This is a genomic window from Pantoea conspicua, assembly GCF_002095315.1.
Lineage (GTDB): Bacteria > Pseudomonadota > Gammaproteobacteria > Enterobacterales > Enterobacteriaceae > Pantoea > Pantoea conspicua.
In genome coordinates, this window is sequence record NZ_MLFN01000039.1 from 1 (window position 1) to 22259 (window position 22259).

The window sequence follows — 22259 nt, forward strand, 5'->3', positions numbered from 1 at the left end:
CGCGCAGCGAACCCTCACCCCAGCCTGCTGCCGAAAGCCCCCTTAGCCCGTTCGCGCAGCGAACCCCAGCCCCAGCGGTCTCCTCTTACCCTATTGTCATCAGACTGGCATTCCCGCCAGCCGCTGCCGTATTCACACTCAGCGAACGCTCAATCAGCAACCGCTCCAGCAGCAGATTGGTCTCGCCGCGGGCAAAGCCCTGCACCGAAACAATCGCGCCTTCACGTGCTGCAATCTGCTCGCACAGGGTCCGCAGCTGATCGGCGTCACCGTGATAAATCACCGCATCAAACTCAGCGGCTAACGGATCGCGCGCCAGGGTGACACGTGCTTTCACTGCGTCAGGCAGGCTTGCCAGCAGGCGACGATGCAATTCATCATCCTGCCACAGTGCCTTACTGCCAACGCTGGTCACCGCCGCCAGCTGCACTAAGGCATCCTGCTCATTGTCGGCCAGACAGAGCACCTGATCACGCGGCAATAGTGAGAAGGTGTTGCGCTCGCCGGTCGGGCCAGGCAGCAACCGCACCACGCCTGCCTGCGCCAGATCGGCATAGTGCTGACACAACGCCGCCAGTTCAGGCTTCTCTTTCGCCCAGCCTGCTAGTGCCTGATGCGGTGCCAGCAGCGCCTGACGCAGCGTTGTGTCGGCAGGGCAGCCGGCGTCATGACGATCGAAGGTCAGTCGCAGCGCGCCGTCCGGACGATGCGCCAGCAGACGATAGAGGTAGAGCGGACCGCCCGCTTTCGGGCCGGTGCCGGATAAGCCTTCGCCGCCAAACGGCTGCACGCCCACCACGGCACCTACCATGTTGCGGTTAACGTAGAGGTTGCCGACCCGGGCATTCGCCGTCACCTGGGCAATGGTCTCGTCGATGCGGGTATGCACGCCCAGCGTCAGGCCGTAACCCGAGGCGTTAATCTGCTCTACGATCTTCGGCAGATTATTACGGGTGAATCGCACCACATGCAGCACCGGACCAAACACCTCTTTATCCAGATCGGTAACCTGATCCAGTTCAATCAGGGTCGGCCTGATAAAGGTACCGCTGCTCCACTCTTTGCTGTCCTGCGGGTTCTCCTGCACCGCCTGATAGACCGTGAAGCCTTTATTGCGCATCGCCTGAATGTGACGCTCAATATTGGTTTTGGCTTCAGCATCAATCACCGGACCAATATCGGTCGACAGACGCTCCGGATTGCCCATCCGGCATTCCGCCATCGCACCACGCAGCATCTTCAGGGTGTGGTCAGCAACATCTTCCTGGATGCAGAGCAGACGCAGGGCCGAACAGCGCTGACCGGCGCTGTCAAAGGCGGAGGCGACGATATCAATCACCACCTGTTCAGTCAGCGCGGACGAGTCGACGATCATCGCATTCATCCCGCCGGTTTCGGCAATCAGTGGCGTCGGGCGCCCCTGCGGATCGAGACGACCAGCCAGATTGCGTTGCAGCAGCGTGGCGACCGCGGTAGAGCCGGTAAACATGACGCCGCGAACCCGATCGTCACCGGTCAGTTGCGCACCAACCGTCTCACCCAGGCCAGGCAGCAGTTGCAGCACGCCAGCCGGCACGCCCGCATCCAGCAGTATCTGTACCGCCTGCGCCGCAATCAGCGGTGTCTGTTCCGCCGGTTTGGCCAGTACGCTGTTACCCGCTGCCAGTGCCGCGGCAATTTGTCCGGTAAAGATAGCCAGAGGGAAGTTCCACGGGCTGATACAGACCACCGGACCCAGTGGACGGTGGGTTTCGTTATCGAAATCCTCCCGCACCATACCGGCGTAGTAATAGAGGAAGTCGACCGCTTCACGGACTTCAGCAATGGCGTTGTTATAGGTTTTACCCGCTTCACGCACCAGAATGCCAATCAACTGCTGCAGCTGGCCTTCCATGATTTGCGCGGCGCGTTCCAGGATCGCGGCACGCTCCTGCGGCGGCGTGGCGAACCAGATCGGTCCACTGTTTACGGCGGCGTCCAGCGCCTGCGAGACTTCCTGCTCTGTTGCTTCGCGTACCTGGCCGACAATATCGTTTGGCGCGGCCGGGTTAATGATGGTGCGGGTTTCACCGTCGCCCGGTTCACCTTCAATTATTGGCTGCGCCAGCCACGGCTGCGCGGCACTGCTCAGCAGGGCGCTGGAGAGTGAGGCCAGACGATGTTCGTTGGCCATATCCAGACCGGCTGAATTGACGCGCTCAGCACCGTACAAATCGCGCGGCAGAGGGATCTTCGGATGTGGCAGGCCAATAGCGCCTTCGCTGGCCCCGAGTTTCTCCACCGCGTTGACCGGATCGGCAACCAGCTCATCAATCGGCAGCGAGGTATCCGCAATACGGTTGACGAAGGAGGTGTTGGCGCCGTTTTCCAGCAGACGACGTACCAGATAAGCCAGCAGCGTTTCGTGCGTGCCGACCGGGGCATAGATGCGGCAGGGACGGTTCAGTTTGCCGTCTGCTACTTTACCGACCACCTGCTCATACAGCGGTTCGCCCATGCCGTGCAGGCACTGGAACTCATACTGACCGGGGTAGTAGTTGTTTCCGGCCAGCTGATAAATCGCCGCCAGCGTATGGGCGTTATGGGTAGCGAACTGCGGATAAATCAGGTTCGGCACCGACAGGAGTTTGCGGGCACAGGCCAGATAAGAGATATCGGTATAGACCTTGCGGGTGTAGACCGGATAGCCCTCCAGCCCTTCCATCTGGGCGCGTTTGATTTCGCTGTCCCAGTAGGCCCCTTTCACCAGACGAATCATCAGGCGGCGACGGCTGCGCTGCGCCAGATCGATCAGCTCGTCAATCACAAACGGACAGCGCTTCATGTACGCCTGGATGACAAAACCGATGCCGTTCCAGCCTTCCAGTTCCGGCTCGAAACAGAGTTTTCCAGCAGGTCGAGAGACAGCTCCAGCCGGTCAGCTTCTTCCGCATCGATATTGATACCGATGTCATAGGAACGCGCCAGCAGCGTCAGCGATTTCAGAATAGGGTAGAGCTCCTCCATCACCCGCTCATACTGGGCGCGGCTGTAGCGCGGATGCAGCGCCGACAGCTTAATCGAGATACCCGGCCCTTCATAAATGCCGCGACCATTCGACGCTTTACCGATAGCGTGGATCGCCTGCTGATAGGAGATCAGATAGGCTTTGGCGTCGCTGGCGGTCAGCGCCGCTTCACCCAGCATGTCATAAGAGTAACGGAAACCTTTCTCTTCCAGCTTACGGGCGTTGGCCAGCGCTTCAGCAATGGTTTCGCCAGTGACGAACTGCTCACCCATCAGACGCATCGCCATATCGACGCCTTTGCGGATCAGCGGTTCGCCACTCTTACCAATAATGCGGTTCAGCGAGCGTGACAGGTTGGCTTCATTATGCGTAGAGACCAGACGACCGGTAAACAGCAGCCCCCAGGTGGCGGCATTAACGAACAGCGACGGACTGCGTCCGAGATGTGACTGCCAGTTGCCGTTGCTGATCTTATCGCGGATCAGCGCATCGCGGGTGGGCTTGTCAGGAATGCGTAACAGCGCTTCGGCGAGACACATCAGCGCCACGCCTTCCTGCGAGGATAAAGAGAACTCCTGCAGCAGGCTTTGCACCATGCCAGCGCGTCCGGTTGCCCCTTTCTGGTGCCGCAGCTTATCGGCTAACTGATAAGCCAGCTCATGGGTTTTCCCGGCCAGCGCCGCTGGCAGGCGCGCCTGCTCCAGCAGCATGGGTACCGCATCGGTCTCCGGGCGACGCCAGGCTGCAGTAACGCTGGAGCGGGTCACCGACTGCGGCAGAATCTGCTCTGCGAAGTCCAGGAACGGCTGATGCGCTTCGTCGGTCAGCGTCTCATCCGCCTCCACGGTGGCTTGTGCGGATAACGGGATTTCAGGCAGCGAATCGCCCGACTCGAGCTGGCCGAGGTAGTTAAAGATCGCCTGCTTGATCAGCCAGTGTGGCGTGCGATCAATTCGCTGGGCAGCCTGTTTGATGCGCTCGCGAGTCGCGTCATCCAGTTTTACACCCATGGTGGTTGTACCCATGAATCCAGTGCTCCTTATAGTGGTTCGATACGGCGTGGCTGCACTATCACTTAAGTTGCAACTTTGTGCAACCGTGTTAAATGTGAGCCAGTTAACACCCTTTTAACGCCGTCGATTGTTAATTTTTGCAGACCGGCACGGATATTGCTGCAAGATCCTCGCCAATCTGGCAGGCCCGGTAAACCGCGGTTTCTGTGAGGTTGTGCCAGGGTGCAACTCGAGATCTGTGAGCGAGTGCAACCTCTGAGCACATTTTCGCAATCGGTTAGTGAAATCGCTGTAACGCCTGTGTTAAATCCATTGTGCGCTTAACGCCTTTCCGGCAGGATACCGCGCCGCAGGGAAACGGCGAACGCCCTGGCGAGGATAATCGGTCCGTTTTGCCCCGTTCCGGCAAGCAGGCAGCTGGCGATTTCTCTGGGATATCAAAAAATAAGTGGAGAGACAGATGAGTCTAAGTACACCGATGCTGGTGACCTTTGTGGTTTATATTCTTGGGATGGTGCTAATCGGTTTTGTGGCTTACCGCTCAACCAAAAACTTCGATGACTATATCCTCGGTGGTCGCAGTCTTGGCAGCGTGGTGACGGCCCTTTCTGCCGGTGCATCAGACATGAGCGGCTGGCTACTGATGGGTTTACCTGGTGCTATTTTCATCTCCGGCATCTCGGAAAGCTGGATTGCGATTGGCCTGACCATTGGTGCCTGGCTGAACTGGAAAATCGTTGCCGGTCGTCTGCGGGTGCAGACCGAGCATCATAACAACGCCCTGACGCTACCGGACTTCTTTACCAGCCGTTTTGAAGATCACAGCAAAATCCTGCGCGTCATCTCGGCAATCGTCATTCTGGTGTTCTTCACTATCTATTGCGCCTCCGGCGTGGTGGCAGGTGCGCGTCTGTTTGAAAGCACCTTTGGTATGAGTTACCAGACAGCGTTGTGGGCCGGTGCAGCCGCCACGATCCTCTATACCCTGGTCGGGGGTTTCCTCGCAGTGAGCTGGACGGACACGGTCCAGGCCACTCTGATGATTTTCGCGCTGATTCTGACGCCGGTGTTTGTGATTATCGCGGTGGGCGGCTGGTCTGACTCCCTGGCGGTGATTGAAGCGAAAAGCCTCGAAAACCTCGACATGCTGAAAGGGCTTAACTTTGTGGCGGTGATTTCGCTGCTTGGCTGGGGGCTGGGCTACTTTGGTCAGCCGCACATTCTGGCGCGCTTTATGGCAGCAGATTCGCACCGTTCTATCCGCACCGCGCGTCGTATCGGCATGGCCTGGATGGTCCTCTGTCTGATCGGCGCGGTCGGCGTGGGCTTCTTCGGCATCGCTTACTTCCAGAACAACCCGACGCTGGCTTCCGGCGTCAATGACAACGCCGAGCGGGTCTTTATCGAGCTGGCACGTATCCTGTTCAACCCGTGGGTGGCCGGTATTCTGCTGTCAGCTATTCTGGCGGCGGTGATGTCAACACTGAGCTGCCAGCTGCTGGTCTGCTCCAGCGCCCTGACTGAAGATCTCTATAAAGGTTTTCTGCGTAAGAATGCCAGCCAGAAGGAACTGGTATGGGTCGGACGACTGATGGTGCTGCTGGTGGCACTGGTTGCGATCGCGCTGGCGTCGAATCCGGAAAACCGGGTACTGGGTCTGGTCAGCTACGCCTGGGCGGGTTTTGGCGCGGCCTTTGGTCCGGTGGTGCTGTTCGGTGTCTGCTGGAAGCGGATGAACCGCAACGGTGCACTGGCTGGGATGATCGTCGGCGCATTAACCGTGCTGGTGTGGAAACAGTATGGCTGGCTGGGTCTGTATGAAATCATCCCTGGCTTCCTGTTTGCCAGCATCGCCATAGTCGCGTTCAGCCTGCTGGGTCGTGAACCCTCAGCGGAAGCGCAACAGCGCTTTGATGCGGCAGAAGCGGAGTTCCAGACGAAATAAACTCTGCACGGTCTGAAAAAGCCCGCCCGGTCAACCCGGCGGGCTTTTTTGTTACAAAGATAAACCACTCAAATGCGAAATTATCTCATCCGGCAACTTGTTTTTTTCGTGGCGATAATGATAATCGGTATCGTTTACACTTTACCTGATTTTACTTTTATTGACGCTGCTTAACATTCAAGAGGTTGGCGATGTTTGTTCCGTTTCTCATCATGCTGCGCGAAGGATTAGAAGCCGCATTGATTGTCAGCCTGATCGCCAGCTACCTGAAGCGCACCCAGCGCACTCAGTGGTTCCCTGCCATGTGGGCCGGGGTGTTTATCGCCGCGGCACTCTGCCTGGGGCTGGGCCTGTTCATCAACGCAACGACCGGCGAGTTCCCGCAGAAACAGCAGGAGCTGTTTGAAGGGCTGGTGGCGCTGGTGGCGGTGGTGATCCTGACCTCAATGGTGTTCTGGATGCGCAAAGTGGCGCGCAACATCAAGGTCGAACTGGAGCAGGCGGTCGACCAGGCGCTGCAGCGCTCGGGTCGCGGCGGTCTGGCGCTGGTGCTGATGGTCTTTCTGGCAGTAGCGCGTGAAGGGCTGGAATCGGTGTTCTTTCTGCTGGCAGCCTTTACCCAGGATGTCGGCTATGCGCCGCCGATTGGCGCGGTGCTCGGGCTGGCGAATGCCGTGATACTGGGGATGTTACTTTACTGGGGCGGAATTCGCCTCAACATGGCCCATTTCTTCCGCTGGACCAGCATTTTCATCCTGTTTGTTGCAGCGGGACTGGCAGCCGGGGCGATTCGTGCTTTTCACGAAGCCGGTCTGTGGAATCGCTTTCAGGATGTGGCGTTTGACCTCAGCAACACCTTATCGACCCATTCGCTGTTCGGCACGCTGCTGGAAGGCGTGCTGGGCTATCAGGAAGCCCCCAGCGTCAGCGAAGTGGCAGTGTGGTGTCTTTATCTGATCCCGGCCCTGATTCTGTTTTTTATGCCCGCGCGGCCTGCTGCGTCGGCGACTGTGCGCTAAGCCATTTATCGGGCGCGCCAGCCGCGCTCATTAACGTGATAGGGAAAGAGTTATGACAATGCGTTTTCGCCGCAAGGCACTGCTGGTTTCTCTGCTGGCGATCTCAGCCTCCGCAGCAGCGGCAGTGCCACAGGTGACCGTAACGGTTAATGACAAGCAGTGTGAGCCAATGACCTTAACCGTCAAGGCCGGTAAAACTCAGTTTCTGATTAAAAACAACAGCCAGAAAGCGCTGGAGTGGGAGATCCTGAAAGGGGTGATGGTGGTCGAAGAGCGCGAAAATATCGCGCCGGGCTTCAGCCAGAAACTGACTGCGAATCTGCAGGCGGGCGAATATGAGATGACCTGCGGCCTGCTGAGTAATCCGAAAGGTAAGCTGGTGGTCGAAGGTGAGGGTACGGCAAAAAGTGCGCCGTCAGAGCGGATGCAACTGGTCGGTCCAATCAGCGCTTACAAAGCCTATGTCACTGAGCAGGTGACCCAGCTGGTGAGCCATACCCAGGCCTTTACCGATGCGGTCAAAGCTGGCGATATCGAAAAAGCCAAAGCGCTGTTTGCCCCGACGCGTCAGTATTATGAGCGCATTGAACCGATTGCTGAGCTGTTCTCCGATCTCGATGGCAGCATTGACGCCCGTGAAGATGATTATGAAAAGAAAGCGGAAGATCCTAAATTTACCGGCTTCCACCGGCTGGAAAAAGCGCTGTTCGCCGATCACAGCACCGGGGGAATGGCAGGCTATGCCGATCAGCTGAATAAAGATGTTAAAGATTTGCAGACCCGCATCAGCGAACTGGCCTTCCCGCCGGTCAAAGTGGTCGGCGGTGCGGCGGGGCTGATTGAAGAGGTCGCCTCCAGCAAAATTTCAGGTGAAGAAGATCGCTACAGCCGTACTGACCTGTGGGACTTCCAGGCCAACGTCGATGGTGCTCAGAAAATTGTCGAGCTACTGCGGCCGATGGTCAGCCAGGCTAACCCGCAGTTACTGGCGAAAATCGACGGCAACTTCAAAAAAGTGGATGCGATTCTGAGTAAATATCGCACCAAAACCGGTTTCGAATCGTATGAGAAACTGACCAGCGCCGATCGTAATGCGCTGAAAGGACCGATTACCGCCCTGGCGGAAGATCTTTCATTACTGCGTGGCACCCTGGGTCTGGATTAATCATGAGTCGTCAGGAAGATGACGCGCAGCCCGCGCGTCGTCGTTTACTAAAAGGGCTGGGGCTGCTGGGCGGGGCGGCCGCACTGGGTGGCGGTTGCCCGTTTCACGCCGCCGCCGACAGTTTCTCACCGGGTACGGTAACGCCGCAGGCACGGCAGCAGACGCAGCCGTTTTACGGTCCGCATCAGGCCGGCATCGTGACGCCGCAGCAGGCATCAATGATGCTGGTGGCGTTCGATCTGCTGAGCAGCGATAAAGCTGAACTGGAACGGCTGTTCCGGCTGCTGACGCAGCGCATCGCTTTTCTCACCGCAGGCGGCCCGGCACCTGCAGTGACCAATCCCCGTCTGCCGCCGATGGATTCCGGCATTCTGGGCGCAACCATCGCGCCGGATAACCTGACCATTACCGTGTCAGTGGGGGATTCGCTGTTCGATGAACGTTTTGGTCTGGCGTTGCATAAGCCGAAGAAACTGCAGCGTATGACGCGTTTCCCGAATGATTCGCTGGATGGTGCCGAGTGCCACGGTGATCTGCTGTTACAGTTCTGCGCCAATACCCAGGATACGGTGATTCATGCCCTGCGTGACATCATCAAACATACGCCCGATCTGCTGGGCGTACGCTGGCGGCGGGAAGGGTTCATTTCCGATCACGCGGCGCGCAGCCAGGGTCAGGAGACGCCAATCAACCTGCTGGGATTCAAAGACGGAACGGCCAACCCCGATACCCACAATCGTGCGCTGATGAACCAGTTGTTGTGGGTGACGGATGATCAGGACGAGCCGGCCTGGGCGCGTAACGGCAGCTATCAGGCGGTGCGCCTGATCCGTTTTCACGTTGAAATGTGGGACCGTACGCCGCTGGGCGAGCAACAGACCATTTTTGGCCGCGATAAGCTGAGCGGGGCGCCGCTGGGTATGCAGCATGAACGTGATATCCCGGATTATCAGCGCGATCCGGAAGGCGAGGTTATCGCGCTGGATGCGCACATTCGACTGGCTAATCCGCGTACGCCGGAAACCGCCAGCAGCCTGATGCTGCGACGGGGATACAGTTATTCTGCGGGCATTTCCGCTTCCGGTCAGCTGGAGATGGGACTGCTGTTTGTCTGTTATCAGCACGATCTGGAAAAGGGTTTTATTGCGGTCCAGAAACGTCTGAATGGCGAAGCACTGGAAGAATATATCCGGCCGTTTGGCGGCGGCTATTTTTTTGTTCTGCCCGGCGTCACCGATGCCCATCATTATTTAGCCCAGCCGTTACTGGAAGCCTGATTAAATTTTAACCGCATCGCGCTGTCTGGCCTCAGCCAGCGCTTTTTTGGCGTAAAAAAGAGCAGAGGCGGTTATTTCTCAGCTTTTACTGAAATTTTAACGCGGTTTTTTAGTGTGACAGAATAAGTTAACTAACTGAATTTTAATCATAATACTGTGAATGGATGATAAATTTTACGTGCGCAATTCGCAATAACTTTGCCATGAAGTAAAATTACTGTTGCAAAGCGCCAATAAAATGATGCACTTTATTCTGTAAGCGTAATCAGACGTGTTGAAGTATCACACTGGAGTTCGCGCATGGGTCGATTCTTTTATGGAAAGTCGGTATCGGTAAATAGGTTACGCTTAACCGCGAGGGCTATTCTGCCTCGTAATATCCTCCTCTCTTCAACGTTCTTTCTTGTCATTTCGCATCCTTTTTTTACCGGTATACAGCAACGCTGTGGTGCTGCTGCATGCCTGAGTTCATGGCCTGTCACGGCTCTAAAGGAAGCCAACTGAAACCTCTAAAGCGTTCACGTAATCGCAACGGGCAACTCGCCTGACGCGGGAAATGAAACCAACTGTAAGGTGCCACTATGGGAAGACAGAAAGCAGTGATCAAAGCGCGTCGGGAAGCAAGACGAGTGCTTCGCAATGACTCCCGGAGTCATCGTCAGCGTGAAGAAGAATCGGTCACTTCGCTGGTGCATATGGGTGGGCTGGACTCGATTGGTATGGCGCGCGATGTGCGTGACCGCGGACCGATTGAAGCCCGTAATGAAGCTCAGGCGCACTATCTCAACGCCATAGAAACGAAACAGCTGATCTTTGCCACCGGTGAAGCCGGTTGCGGCAAAACCTGGATCAGCGCTGCGAAAGCGGCAGAGGCCCTGATTCATAAGGATATTGACAGGATTATCGTTACGCGCCCGGTATTACAGGCCGATGAGGATCTGGGATTCCTTCCCGGCGATATCTCTGAAAAGTTCGCCCCTTATTTCCGACCGGTGTACGACATTCTGGTTAAACGGCTCGGCGCATCCTTTATGCAATATTGTCTGCGCCCGGAAATTGCCAAGGTCGAGATCGCTCCGTTCGCCTATATGCGCGGCCGGACCTTTGAAAATGCGGTTGTAATCCTGGATGAGGCGCAGAACGTCACCGCCGCCCAGATGAAAATGTTCCTGACCCGACTGGGCGAAAACGTCACGGTCATAGTCAATGGTGATATTACCCAGTGCGACTTGCCCGCTGGGGTGCCTTCCGGTCTCGCAGACGCGCTGGCGCGTTTCGAAGAGGACGAGATGGTTGGCATCGTACGTTTCGGCAAAGAGGATTGTGTGCGTTCTGCGCTGTGTCAGCGCACCCTGCACGCGTATAGCTAGCGTTTGATTGAGTAGAAGTGTAGCGCCCAAACCCGGCTTCGGCCGGGTTTTCTTATTTTAGTGGAGAGTAAATAATCGTTTAACAGCCAGTACTAATCCTCAGCGTTGCGATTATTTCTGCCTTTTACGGAAACAGGCGAAGAAAAAACTGCGGCAGCAACTGCAGCCCCTTTCACATCCCATCTGTTCATTTGTGATGTTAACGAGGCTGACTCGCAACATTCAACTTGTTTAACTTGCTGATCTATATATTTATTTTCCATCTTAACCTGAAAATTCCTGTGCTAATGATGTAGAACAGCGTCTTTCCTTATCAGTTAGCTCAATTCCAAATAATCGAATCATGAGCTTTGCCTGTTAATGCGGTCAATTTATTCTCGCGGATTTAAGATGCGCAATGGTCCGCACGACCAAATAAGCAGCAAGTGCAGAAGTCATCAGACCTGAGACCATCAGTACCCTTTGTCCCGATGCATAAATAGTGGGTGAAAGTCCAAGCATCACAGTCCCGGAGTATGAGACCACATAAGTTGCAGATAAAATCCATGCCATTCTTCTCTCTTTTTGCAGTATGAAAAGAAGGATTGTCGTCGATGCTGAAAGGATTAAAATGAGTGAAGTTCTTGCGAGTGAAAGATAGCCATCAACATTCTGTGAACAGAAGTGATATATCGTATCGAAATCCAGGATGGTAAATAATTTCTTTTGGATAACAGTTAACAGGATAGACATGATTAGTAGAGCTAACGAAACCAGCCTGCTCAACGACTTTCTCAAAAAAATGAGGTACAAGCTAAGATATATTGCTATAAGTGATACCGGTTGGACTGAGAACATCTGGTCATAAGATAAGTTTATTCCCATTACTAGTTTTTCAAAAATATTCAGATTAACAAAGTCAGGATTCCATCGGGGGATTTCCATATGTAGCCTCATCGTATTGCCTGGCTCAATAATATGTAGAGAAGCGCCAGTGAAGTCGTGATAAGTGTCATGATAGAAATACGTCGAATTACCCCTTTACATGCCAAAGTAATAACTGATAACAAAATAATATTTACGACTACTATCTGTTCACTAAATGAAGAAAGAAAAATCATGAACGGGATGCTAAACGTTTTTATATGCGATGAATTATTCGTTTTTATGCTTTTTAGCAGAGCGAACCCGGCTATTGATAGTGCAAAAGGCCATAGGTAGTTTATCGAGCCTGTCATCCACAGAATGCCATCTTTTATAAAGTCTTTTTTTATGGTGGTGACAATAAAAAGCAAGAATAACAAGCTACTATAAATTAGCTCTTTTTTACTGCTGGAGCTAATGTAAGAAAATGAACAAACAGTAATGGCGATGAAAAATGAATTAAAAATAGCCAGGTTTGTTTGTGATTGATTAAAGTCAATAAAGCATACTCAATCGGAGTGCGAGAAGACCATACCTGATATCGCGTGATTAACCAGCTAAAAATATCTGAAGTATGAGCTTCCTTTGAGAACCAATCATCATCTGAATAATGATGTATCCCCCTGACATTCAGATAAATAAACGCGGCAAAGAAAGCCACGAAAAATATAAAAATCAAATTGCGCTTCATTTCATTTTCCTTTTTTAACCTAACCGTGAGGCCTATCTTCCCCCCCTGGCTGAACTGTACAAATCTACTATCGCGCTGCCCGGGCGCTACTGTATTGCATGCCACCTGGAAACACGCCAGGCGCTAATAAGTGGCCTAAGCAGCAACAATACGGACCTGTATCCTTTCGCCGGTAATTATGCACACTCCAAAGGGAATTGACAGGGTAGCAGCGAAGAAACGGCGCTCTTTCCTTATGCGAAAGCCGGCGATCAGAAAGATTTTTATAAGCAAGAACAGGCTCTAACGTTTATGACCTCAATGTCTGCTATGCGTATGGTTCGAACCTTGTGTCTGACATCCTGCTCCTTAACCAAACAAGCAGTTTTTGACCGGGGAGTGCCATTCTGAAAGAGAGTTAACGCTTTGAGCTACTTCACATGCTTTGGTCAACATCATCGACAATTACCTTATTTTCTGGCTTGGCATATAAGGTTATTCAGATAACCGGACGACCAGGCTCGCTCTCTTTTCACGTGACGGGCTGCGCCCGTTGTCGAACCCCGGCGGGGTTTCTCACCCCCTCTCTGAATAGCGCATAAAAAAAAGCCTGAACTTTCGTTCAGGCTTTTCTTCAGAATGTGGCGGTGAGAGGGGGATGAACTCGCTGTGCTCGCCCTGCGGGCAGCGTCGCAGGCTCCGCTGTTCAACGGGCTGCGCCCGTTGTCGAACGCCGGCGGGGTTTCTCACCCCCTCTCTAAATAGCGCATAAAAAAAAGCCTGAACTTTCGTTCAGGCTTTTCTTCAGAATGTGGCGGTGAGAGGGGGATTCGAACCCCCGATACGTTGCCGTATACACACTTTCCAGGCGTGCTCCTTCAGCCACTCGGACACCTCACCACATTTTTTCCATTGACCGCGCCGGGTCAACGGGGCGCTACTATAGGGAGTCGGCTGAAAAGGGTCAAGCACTATTTTTCTCTTTTGTTCTATTCGCTTAACCTCTGAACGAATCGATTTAGCCTTATTCGCTGCACCGGTTTTGCCATCAAACTGAAATGCCGGTGACGCAAAAATATCGCCCGATCGTCGCAAAATTACCGTCTGAAATCATTGGTATTTTTTGCTTACAAGGATCGATTAATGAAAAAGCTTCGTCTGTTTACCCTTTCTCTGCTCACCACCATGATCGCCACGTCAGCCGTAGCGGATTCAGACGTTGTTTTACCGCGCGGCGCAGGGGATATCAGCTAACACAGCGGGGTTCATCGACTGAGCGGTGATCAGACAGAGGCGTCAAAGCCTCATTCCGCAATACCACAGCGAAAAAGGTCCTCCTGCTGATTGGCGTCGGGATGGGTGACTCTGAAATTACTGTGGCGCGTAACCTGGCAGAAGGGGCTGGCGGCTTCTTTAAAGGCATTGATGCGCTGCCGCTGACCGGCCAGTACACCCACTATTCGTTAGATAAGAAAACCCATAAACCTAACGACGTCACCGACCCTGTCGCTTCAGCCACCGCCTTGGCGACCGGCACCAAAGCGCCGGACCTGATGCTGGCGCTGAACACCAAAGACGGCGCGGTGATGACCATCAGCTATGGCAATTCAGAAGAGAATTCGCAGAAGCCTGCCGGTTCACAACTGCGTATTGCGGCGTAGGGGCCTCATGCCGGTAACGTGGTGGGACTGACCGATCAAACCGATCTGTTCTTTACCTCAGGCAATGCGATGGGTTGAAGCTGCCCGGCCAGTAAAACCGGGTTGGGGTGGTGGAAACCACCCCGTAGCTGAAAAGCTAGTTCTTCACCTTATTGGCAAAGCTCTTGCGCAGTTTTTGCAATTTTGGCGGGATCACTGCCAGGCAGTAACCGTTACGCTGACCGGCACCGTCCCAGTAATCCTGGTGATAGGCTTCAGCCGGATACCACTCTTTCAGCGGCTCGATGGTGGTCACCACCGGCACATCGTGATCGGCCTGCGCGCGTTCAATCGCCGCACGGGCTTCCGCTTCCTGTTCTGCATTGGCCGGGAAAATCGCTGAGCGATACTGGGTACCAATGTCATTGCCCTGACGATTAAGCTGCGTCGGGTCGTGGGTCACAAAGCTGATATCCAGTAAATCACCGTAGCTGACTTTTTCCGGATCAAAGCCGATGCGGATCGCTTCAGCGTGACCGGTGGCACCGCTGCAGACCTGCTCGTAGGTTGGATTTGGCCGGGCACCGCCGGTATAACCGCTCTCTACCGACTCCACGCCGATCACATCCTTAAATACCGCTTCGGTGCACCAGAAACAGCCACCCGCGATCACTGCATATTCGATTGCCATAATGAATTACTCCTGTCAGGTCGAAAGAGGAGAATGGGGACGAGAGCATCCGCTTTCAACTAAATCAGCATTTCCGGTTTAAAATCTTTGCTTTTATCCAGCAGCTTATCGCTCATCACGCTGAAGCGGCCTTCGCCGGTGTAGTGCAGGGTGGTGGGGTATTCGGGCTGTTCGGCGACGTGCGCTTTAACAATCTCAAAAATAAACAGATTGTAGTTATCGACCATCGAGTCGTCATACAGCTGGCATTCGAAGCTGGCAAAGCATTCGGCAATCATCGGTGCGCGGACCACCTGCGCCGGCTCAGCCGTCAGGCCAAAGGCATCGAACTTATCCAGCTGGTCACCGTGGCTGTTACCGATCGCTACCACTTGATCAATCAGCGAGGCCGAAGGCACATTGAGCACGCACTGACCGCTGTTGCGAATCAGCTCATGGCTGTAGTTCATGCCGGCAATCATGCAGCCGACCAGTGACGGGGAAAATTCAAGCACGGTGTGCCAGCCGAGGGTCATGATGTCGTGCTGATCCTCAAACTGCGAGCTGAGCAGCAGGACCGGACCCGGCTCAAGATATTTACGCGCTTTGCTGACCGGAAAAGCATATTTGTGCATGCGTTGACTCATGGCGGAACTCCCTGAACGGAATGGTGCCACTAAGTGTACAGCACCACGCCGACGCAGCGGTGGGGCCAGCCCGCAGAATCAGGAAAAGCCGGGCTGTGACGCCCGGCAACTTAACAGGTTAAGGACGTTCTGCGTAACTGCAGAAAGGCCCCGGACCACCGTGTGAATAGCAGAGCGATATCGAAACGCGTTGAGGCCTCAGAGATGGGGGTGAGAAGCGGGTGGGTATTTGCCAGCTATTTCTCGTTGAGCGGGCGAGCCTAAGGTTTCCTTAATCTGCCGCGAGGATACTCCGGGAACAACATGAGGAGAATGCCATGAAATCTGCGTCTACTGCGGTAATCGCTGCACCTGCCCGACCCGTCAGTGAATATGCGGCCGTGCTGATCGCCGCCGCAACCGTGATCCTGTTTCTGGCGGCATGGTTCAGCGCCTGAGGCGTCTGCCATCAGAATTTAATCACCGCCCGACAGCCGCTGCGGTCGCGGCGGTTTTCCAAAAAGAACTGAAAGCGATGCAGCTGCACAATGCGGCTGACAATGCTTAACCCCAGTCCAATCCCTCCGTAACGACTGTCCATCCGGATAAAGGCTTTACTCAACTCACCGCTTTTACTTTCATCAATTCCCGGACCTTCGTCTTCCACGCTCAGGGTAGGCTGTGCGCCTGACACCAGCCGCAGGGTAATCGCGCTCTCTTTGGGGCTGTACCGATGGGCGTTCTCGACCAGATTACGCAGCAACATTTTCAGCAACGTCGCGTCCCCGCGCACAAACAGCTCCTCTGGCAGATCGAGCGTCAGCATCTGCTGGTGTGCATCCAGCATGGTGCTCAGCTCCGCTTCCATCGGCAATATCACATCTTCAATCAGCGCCACATTCTGATAGGTGCCGGAGGTAAAAGATTGCCCGGCGCGCGCCAGCTGCAACAGCTGCGACACGCTGTGCGTCATCTGATCGAGCCGCTGGAGTAGCGGCTGTACGTGGGCTTCGCCGTTGCGTTCAATCAGTTCCAGATGCAGCCGCAATCCCGCCAGCGGCGTGCGCAGCTCGTGCGCTACATCGGCGGTAAACAACCGTTCGCGCTCCAGACTGTTATTCAGCCGCGCCACCAGCTGGTTGATCGCCTGGGTCACTGCATCAATCTCATGCACCGAGCTCTGGCAGGCGATCGGGTCCAGATTCTCTTCGCTGCGGTTCTCCAGTTCACGCTGCAGTTGATACAGCGGTCGGGTGATCCATTTCACCGCCTGATAGCAGAGCAGCAACGTTAGCGTAATCATCACCAGACTCGGCACCGCCAGGCTGGCGACCGCTTCATGCACCTCTCTTTCGACGTGACGATCCATGTTGCGCTTCTGCAACTGCGCTTCCACCAGAAACTGAATTTGTTCCTTACTCTCATGCCAAAGCCAGACAACGCTGATCACCTGGAACACCAGCAGAATCAGGCCAATGGTCAGGATCAGGCGAAAGCGCATACTGCGATGGTCAATCCGGGATGTCATGGTGCCTCACGCATCACGTCAGTTGTCACCAGCGCATAGCCAAAACCGCGCACCGTGCGGATTGCGCTTTTGCCGATTTTGTCACGCAGATTATGAATGTGAACTTCCAGCGTATTGGTAGACGGCTCGGTTTCCCAGTTATAGATATCCTGATAGAGGATTTCGCGGTGGACCGGGTTGCCTGCCTTCAGCATCAGGCGGGAGAGAATGGCATACTCTTTGGGCGTCAGATCCAGCAGCGTTCCGGCGAGAGAGATCTGGCGATGCGTCATGTCCAGCGCCAGCGCGCCAACCATCAGATGGCTGTCGCCCTGATTGACATGACGGCGGATCAGGGCACGAATGCGCGCCAGCAGCTCCTCCAGCGAAAACGGCTTAATCAGATAATCATCGGCACCGGCATCCAGCCCGGCGATACGTTCGCTGATGGTGTCACGCGCGGTGAGAATCAGTACCGGCGTCATCTTCTTCTGTCGGCGCAGACGCAGCAGAAAATGCAGCCCATCTTCATCCGGTAAACCGAGATCCAGCACCACCAGACTGTAAAGGCCGCTGGCAAAGTGTGCTTCAGCATCCCGCACGGTGGTGACGCCATCACAGACGTAACCTTCACCCTCCAGCGCCAGTATCAGTCCCTGCAACAGCAAAGAATCATCTTCTACGATCAGAATTTTCATTGTGGTCGGCTCCGACACATCGTCAAAATGTCATCCGCGGGCTTATATTCGTGGGTTGCGGTGCCGGTTAATCCCAGCATGGTTGAAAACAGATTATCCTGTGAGAAGTCGTCTGTCGCCGCCAGTCTGGTCAGGCAGCCACGATTAATCGCATAGCGCTGCTGATAATCCTCTGACAACCAGATCAACATCGGCACATGTTTCTGCGTGTCCGGGGCAATGGCGTAGGGCAGGCCATGCAGATATTCGCCATTTTCGCCCAGCGATTCACCGTGATCGGAAAGGTAGACCAGGCTGGTGGTAAAACGATCCTGATGGGCATGCAGCAGATTGATCGCCTTATCGACGATGTGATCCACATTCAGCAGCGTATTGTCATAAGTATTGACCAGCTGTTGCTGCGAGCAATCCTGAATCTGATTAGTATCACAGGTCGGGACGAACTGACGCAGCGCCGGCGGATAGCGGTGGCTGTAAGTCGGGCCGTGGCTGCCGATGGTATGCAGCACAATAACCGCATTGCCTTTGATCTGGTTAATGTAGTCATCCAGGCCGTGAAACAGCACGTCGTCGTAACATTCACCGTTAATACACATGCCTGGCAGATTCAGGCTGGTCATATCCTGATGCGGAACCCGGTCGCAGGCACCTTTACAGCCACCATCGTTTTCATTCCACAGCACGCTGATGCCCGCCCGCTGAATGATATCCAGCAATCCTTCCTCATGTGCGGCCAGCACATCGTCATAATGCGCACGCGGCATATCAGAAAACATGCAGGGCACCGAAACCGCAGTGGCCGTGCCGCACGAAGTGGTGTGCGGAAAATAGATCACATCATCTTTCGCCAGTAACGGGTTGGTCTGACGGGCGTAGCCGCCCAGCGAGAAGTTCTGCGCCCGCGAAGTTTCACCGACGATCAAAATGGTCAGATTCTGTTTACCGCCGCTGAGCCGATCCGGCTGCTGATGAGCATCTTCGCCAATTCGCACCAGCGGCAGGTTCTCCAGCTGCTGATGCTTATACCACGACAGGCTGGCGGCGATACTGTTTGACGGGCTAAGCGCCTTCACCAGTTCGCGGTTATTGCGAAACAGCGAAGCATAATCTTTATAAAACAGCAGGGCGACCAGCAGGATCACCGCCACGGAGATCATGATGCTGAGTAGTCGCTGCACTACGCCACGCCAGCGCTGCTTCTTCAGCCGCGGCCAGAACACCAGTAACGCCATCAACAGGCCGGATGTCAGCAGGATAACCAGCAGTTGTGGGGTAATGAGCGCAAAAGATTCCGAGGCGGTGGTATCCATCATATTGGTGATCATCGAGCGATCGACCACGATGTTATAGGTCTGGATAAAAAACTGTGCGCTGGCAGAGAGCAGTATAAATAGTGCAATCAGTAGCCGGTCCAGCCAGAGAAACGAGGCGAGGGTAATCACAATGTTGATCACGCTAAACGCCACCAGTGGCATGGAGAAAAAGACCAGCGAGGCGTGCAGGCTGGTCAGCGGCATCAGGGCCAGCACCTGACGGTAATAGGCAAGATTAAGGAAAACCGAAATGTAACAAGCCGCAAGGATCAGCAAAGTGAGGCGGCTGATAACCGGCCGGTTTAATGAAAAAGCCATGTTGAGAAATATCCGAATATCAAACGTGTGCTGAGAGTGCGCTTTCAATATTAGGAATACCTTAAGACGCTTCAGGTTGGCCCGGCCCCGGTTGCTTAGCTGCTGCACTGCGGGGCGATACCGATTCCCTGTAGCGCGTAAAAGGACCGGAGAGAGATCAACCCGCCTATTCTGCGTCAGGAATATCTGCTTTCTTAACCGCACCGGCTGGCATGAAACATGCATCTTCCTGGCAAAGCCCCAATTATTGTCTACACTTAATCGGGTGATGTTCTCAGTCAGCCAGTATTGTCAGTTATGAGCTTGCAAGTTTGAGGAGAGTGACCTATCGAATCGTCCGGCTTTATCCCTCAATCGCCACGTTATCAGAATTTCCCTCTTGCTGACCCTACTGCGTCAGGACATCCTCGATTAGAACTTAAATTTCGAAATTCAGGAGAAGTGACGTGACCCAAGCGGTAAATACCTCTGACACGTTCCCGACGTTAGAAGGCGGGCTATATGCCTTCTTTTTTGATGTCGATGGCACGCTGGCAGCGATACAGTCCCGTCCCGACGCGGTGTTTATTCCTGAACAGGTCGTTGACCAGTTACAACAACTCTCTGCGCTCAGTCAGGGTGCGCTGGCGCTGGTCTCTGGCCGGCCCATTGAACAACTCGATGCGCTGGCCGAGCCATGGCGCGGTCCTGCCGCTGGCGTACACGGTGCGGAACGCCGTGATGCAGACGGTAAGATGCAGCGCATCAGCCTGCCGGTTGAGGTTGAACAGGAACTCAGGACAGAACTGCAAAACGCGATGGCGTTGTGGCCTGGCACCCAGCTGGAAATCAAAGGCATGGCTTTTGCGCTCCACTATCGCCAGGCAATGCAGCATGAACAGGATGTGATGCGACTGGCTGAGCAATCAGTGAAACGTTTTCCAGGACTGGCGCTTCAGCCGGGTAAATGTGTAGTAGAAATCAAACCGTTAGGGATTGATAAGGGCGCTGCCATTCGCGATTTTATGCAACAGGCGCCTTTTGCCGGACGCATTCCGGTATTTATTGGAGATGACCTGACAGATGAGAAAGGGTTTCTCGCGGTTAACGCCATGCAGGGCATCTCTATTAAGGTCGGCGAAGGTTCCACCCAGGCCCGTTATCGATTAAACAATGTCGAGGCGGTATATGGCTGGCTGGAACGAACATTATTACGATTAAAGCAAGACAACGTCGGTAAGGAGTTTAGGTTATGAGTCGTTTAGTGGTTGTATCTAACCGTATCGCCATTCCAAATGGGGCTAAAACCAGCGCAGGCGGCCTGGCCGTCGGGATTCTGGACGCGTTGAAAAGCACAGGCGGACTGTGGTTTGGCTGGAACGGTGAAATCAGCGAGTTCTCTGGTGAAGAAGAGGACGATGTCACCGTCCAGCAGCACGAAGGCATTGAGTACGCCTCCTTCCCGTTAAGCCAGAACGAATACGATCTCTATTATTGCCAGTTTTCCAATACCGTTATCTGGCCCGCCTTCCACTATCGACTCGATCTGGTGCAGTTCCAGCGCGAAGCGTGGGACGGGTATTGTGAGGTGAATGATGCGGTTGCCCAGCGGTTAAAACCGTTGATTGAGCCGGATGATATTTTGTGGATCCACGATTATCACTTCCTGCCGTTTGCTGCGGCGCTGCGTCGGGCCGGTATTAATAACCGCATCGGTTTCTTCCTGCATATTCCTTTCCCGACGCCAGAGATATTCAATGCGCTGCCACCGCACAAGGAATTGCTGGAAATGCTGTGCGAATATGACCTGCTTGGCTTCCAGACCGAATCAGATCGGGTGGCTTTCCTCGACAGCGTCAGCCAGCTTACGCAGTTGCAGAATAAAGGTGATAAGAAACATCGCGCCTTTGGTAATACCTTTATGACCGAGGTTTATCCGATTGGGATTGAACCTGACAGTATTAAAGAGATGGCAGAAGGGCCGTTGCCACCGAAGATGGCGGCGATGAAGAAAGAGCTGGGCGATGCGCGCAACATTATTGCCTGTGAGCGCCTCGATTATTCCAAAGGTCTTCCTGAGCGTTTCCTGGCATATGAAGCGTTGCTGGAGAACTACCCACAGCACCGCGGTAAAATTCGCTACTCACAGATTGCGCCGACGTCGCGCAGTGATGTGCAGGCCTACCAGGATATTCGTCACCAGCTGGAAACGGAAGCAGGGCGCATCAACGGCAAATACGGCACGCTGGGCTGGACGCCGCTCTACTATCTCAATCAGCATTTTGATCGCCGGCTGTTGATGAAAATCTTCCGCCTGACCGATGTCGGTCTGGTGACGCCACTGCGTGACGGCATGAATCTGGTGGCGAAAGAGTATGTGGCGGCGCAGGACCCGGACGATCCGGGTGTGCTGGTGCTGTCGCGCTTTGCTGGTGCCGCGAATGAGCTGACCTCTGCGCTGATCGTCAATCCTTATGACCGCGATGAAGTGGCGGCGGCGCTCGACAAAGCGATCACCATGCCGCGTACTGAAAGGATTTCACGTTATAACGACATGATGGCGGTGCTGCGTAAAAATGACATTACCGCCTGGCGTGAAAACTTCCTTAAAGATCTGAATCGCATTGCACCACGCAGTGCCGATCATGGTACGGCGAACAAGGTCGCAACCTTCCCTAAACTGGCCTGATTAGAGGCCTGAACGCGCCTGCCGGGCAACGACATCTCCGGGTGTCGTTGCCCTTCTTTACAGCCAGCGAAGGCTGCGCTCGCCGGTTACATTCCGACATGCTCCCTGCTAAAATCTTTACCCTTGCTGGCGCTCGCTTTACGCCGATCCACCCGGCAGATGTCTCAAAAAAAAGCAAATGGCCAAAAAATCCACTGATAAGCGCGTCAGACGGCTTTTTTTAATTTATAAACTCAAGTTTTGCTATCTGCTGCCGATACTTATTCTGCCTGATTAAACCCCTCACCGATTCATTCGTTCTGCTTATGTAACCCATTGTTACATCTGGTGTCGTATACTAAACATCCACCCGTAACTGTTAACGCTTCGTTGCCAGTTGAAGTCAGTACTGCCGTCTGAACCTTAACGCTTTCATTACTCACCATCTGCGATACTCACCCTAAGTGACTA

13 protein-coding genes, 1 tRNA gene and 2 pseudogenes are annotated in these 22259 nt (G+C 54.2%); 8 read left to right on the forward strand and 8 right to left on the reverse strand.

Translation table 11 applies throughout. The features are described from left to right. Window positions 1-85: 85 nt before the first annotated feature. A pseudogene (gene putA, locus HA41_RS13560) lies at window positions 86-4032 on the reverse strand (trifunctional transcriptional regulator/proline dehydrogenase/L-glutamate gamma-semialdehyde dehydrogenase). Between the two features lie 448 nt (window positions 4033-4480). Here putA and putP point away from each other — a divergent pair. From putP to phoH, 5 genes are all read left to right on the forward strand, one after another. Then, window positions 4481-5965 carry a sodium/proline symporter PutP gene (putP, locus tag HA41_RS13565; protein WP_094121217.1) on the forward strand — a complete coding sequence of 495 codons (1485 nt, stop codon included), beginning with the start codon at window positions 4481-4483 and terminating at the stop codon, window positions 5963-5965. Window positions 5966-6156: 191 nt separating this feature from the next. Further along, a complete protein-coding gene (efeU, locus tag HA41_RS13570) occupies window positions 6157-6984 on the forward strand; it encodes an iron uptake transporter permease EfeU (protein WP_094121218.1) in 828 nt (275 codons plus the stop codon). A gap of 52 nt (window positions 6985-7036) precedes the next feature. Further along, window positions 7037-8149, forward strand: a complete 1113-nt coding sequence (gene efeO, locus HA41_RS13575; protein WP_094121219.1) for an iron uptake system protein EfeO — start codon at window positions 7037-7039, stop codon at window positions 8147-8149. A 2-nt stretch (window positions 8150-8151) separates the two neighbouring features. Continuing rightward, window positions 8152-9426, forward strand: a complete 1275-nt coding sequence (gene efeB, locus HA41_RS13580) for an iron uptake transporter deferrochelatase/peroxidase subunit (protein ID WP_094121220.1) — start codon at window positions 8152-8154, stop codon at window positions 9424-9426. A 581-nt stretch (window positions 9427-10007) separates the two neighbouring features. Then, entirely contained in the window at window positions 10008-10796 is a 789-nt protein-coding gene (gene phoH / locus HA41_RS13585) for a phosphate starvation-inducible protein PhoH (protein WP_094121221.1), read from the forward strand. 1294 nt (window positions 10797-12090) lie between these two features. Here phoH and HA41_RS13600 read toward each other — a convergent pair. Both HA41_RS13600 and HA41_RS13605 read right to left on the reverse strand, forming a co-directional pair. Next, window positions 12091-12390, reverse strand: coding sequence for a hypothetical protein (locus HA41_RS13600; RefSeq protein ID WP_094121224.1), 300 nt, complete (start codon window positions 12388-12390; stop codon window positions 12091-12093). A gap of 791 nt (window positions 12391-13181) precedes the next feature. Continuing rightward, window positions 13182-13269, reverse strand: a tRNA-Ser gene (locus tag HA41_RS13605). A gap of 360 nt (window positions 13270-13629) precedes the next feature. Here HA41_RS13605 and HA41_RS13610 point away from each other — a divergent pair. After that, window positions 13630-13913: pseudogene (locus HA41_RS13610) on the forward strand (alkaline phosphatase); the annotation flags it as partial. 253 nt (window positions 13914-14166) lie between these two features. Here HA41_RS13610 and msrA read toward each other — a convergent pair. From msrA to eptA, 5 genes are all read right to left on the reverse strand, one after another. Beyond that, window positions 14167-14700 carry a peptide-methionine (S)-S-oxide reductase MsrA gene (gene msrA / locus HA41_RS13615; RefSeq protein WP_094121225.1) on the reverse strand — a complete coding sequence of 178 codons (534 nt, stop codon included), beginning with the start codon at window positions 14698-14700 and terminating at the stop codon, window positions 14167-14169. Between the two features lie 59 nt (window positions 14701-14759). Next, the gene (locus tag HA41_RS13620; protein ID WP_031376425.1) at window positions 14760-15326 is read right to left on the reverse strand and encodes a flavin reductase family protein; all 567 of its coding nucleotides are present in this window, start codon (window positions 15324-15326) and stop codon (window positions 14760-14762) included. 448 nt (window positions 15327-15774) lie between these two features. Continuing rightward, window positions 15775-16833, reverse strand: a complete 1059-nt coding sequence (gene pmrB / locus HA41_RS13625) for a two-component system sensor histidine kinase PmrB (protein ID WP_094121226.1) — start codon at window positions 16831-16833, stop codon at window positions 15775-15777. After that, a complete protein-coding gene (gene pmrA / locus HA41_RS13630; protein WP_094121227.1) occupies window positions 16830-17510 on the reverse strand; it encodes a two-component system response regulator PmrA in 681 nt (226 codons plus the stop codon). Before pmrA ends, pmrB begins: the two co-directional genes overlap by 4 nt. Next, window positions 17507-19141, reverse strand: coding sequence for a phosphoethanolamine transferase EptA (eptA, locus tag HA41_RS13635; protein WP_094121244.1), 1635 nt, complete (start codon window positions 19139-19141; stop codon window positions 17507-17509). Before eptA ends, pmrA begins: the two co-directional genes overlap by 4 nt. A 446-nt stretch (window positions 19142-19587) precedes the next feature. On the opposite strand from eptA, the gene otsB reads away from it, so the two are divergent. Then, window positions 19588-20376, forward strand: coding sequence for a trehalose-phosphatase (otsB, locus tag HA41_RS13640; protein WP_094121228.1), 789 nt, complete (start codon window positions 19588-19590; stop codon window positions 20374-20376). Beyond that, on the forward strand, window positions 20373-21809 hold the full coding sequence (gene otsA / locus HA41_RS13645; RefSeq protein WP_094121229.1) for an alpha,alpha-trehalose-phosphate synthase: 1437 nt from the start codon (window positions 20373-20375) through the stop codon (window positions 21807-21809). Before otsB ends, otsA begins: the two co-directional genes overlap by 4 nt. Window positions 21810-22259: the final 450 nt, after the last annotated feature.

What these genes read in the sequence shown, in the direction of transcription:
- putP (WP_094121217.1), top strand. Translation starts at nt 4,481, where the DNA reads ATGAGTCTAAGTACACCGATGCTGGTGACCTTTGTGGTTTATATTCTT.
- efeB (WP_094121220.1), top strand. Translation starts at nt 8,152, where the DNA reads ATGAGTCGTCAGGAAGATGACGCGCAGCCCGCGCGTCGTCGTTTACTA.
- otsA (WP_094121229.1), top strand. Translation starts at nt 20,373, where the DNA reads ATGAGTCGTTTAGTGGTTGTATCTAACCGTATCGCCATTCCAAATGGG.
- eptA (WP_094121244.1), bottom strand. Translation starts at nt 19,141, where the DNA reads ATGGCTTTTTCATTAAACCGGCCGGTTATCAGCCGCCTCACTTTGCTG.
- efeU (WP_094121218.1), top strand. Translation starts at nt 6,157, where the DNA reads ATGTTTGTTCCGTTTCTCATCATGCTGCGCGAAGGATTAGAAGCCGCA.
- pmrB (WP_094121226.1), bottom strand. Translation starts at nt 16,833, where the DNA reads ATGACATCCCGGATTGACCATCGCAGTATGCGCTTTCGCCTGATCCTG.
- HA41_RS13620 (WP_031376425.1), bottom strand. Translation starts at nt 15,326, where the DNA reads ATGAGTCAACGCATGCACAAATATGCTTTTCCGGTCAGCAAAGCGCGT.
- msrA (WP_094121225.1), bottom strand. Translation starts at nt 14,700, where the DNA reads ATGGCAATCGAATATGCAGTGATCGCGGGTGGCTGTTTCTGGTGCACC.
- efeO (WP_094121219.1), top strand. Translation starts at nt 7,037, where the DNA reads ATGACAATGCGTTTTCGCCGCAAGGCACTGCTGGTTTCTCTGCTGGCG.
- HA41_RS13600 (WP_094121224.1), bottom strand. Translation starts at nt 12,390, where the DNA reads ATGAAGCGCAATTTGATTTTTATATTTTTCGTGGCTTTCTTTGCCGCG.
- phoH (WP_094121221.1), top strand. Translation starts at nt 10,008, where the DNA reads ATGGGAAGACAGAAAGCAGTGATCAAAGCGCGTCGGGAAGCAAGACGA.
- pmrA (WP_094121227.1), bottom strand. Translation starts at nt 17,510, where the DNA reads ATGAAAATTCTGATCGTAGAAGATGATTCTTTGCTGTTGCAGGGACTG.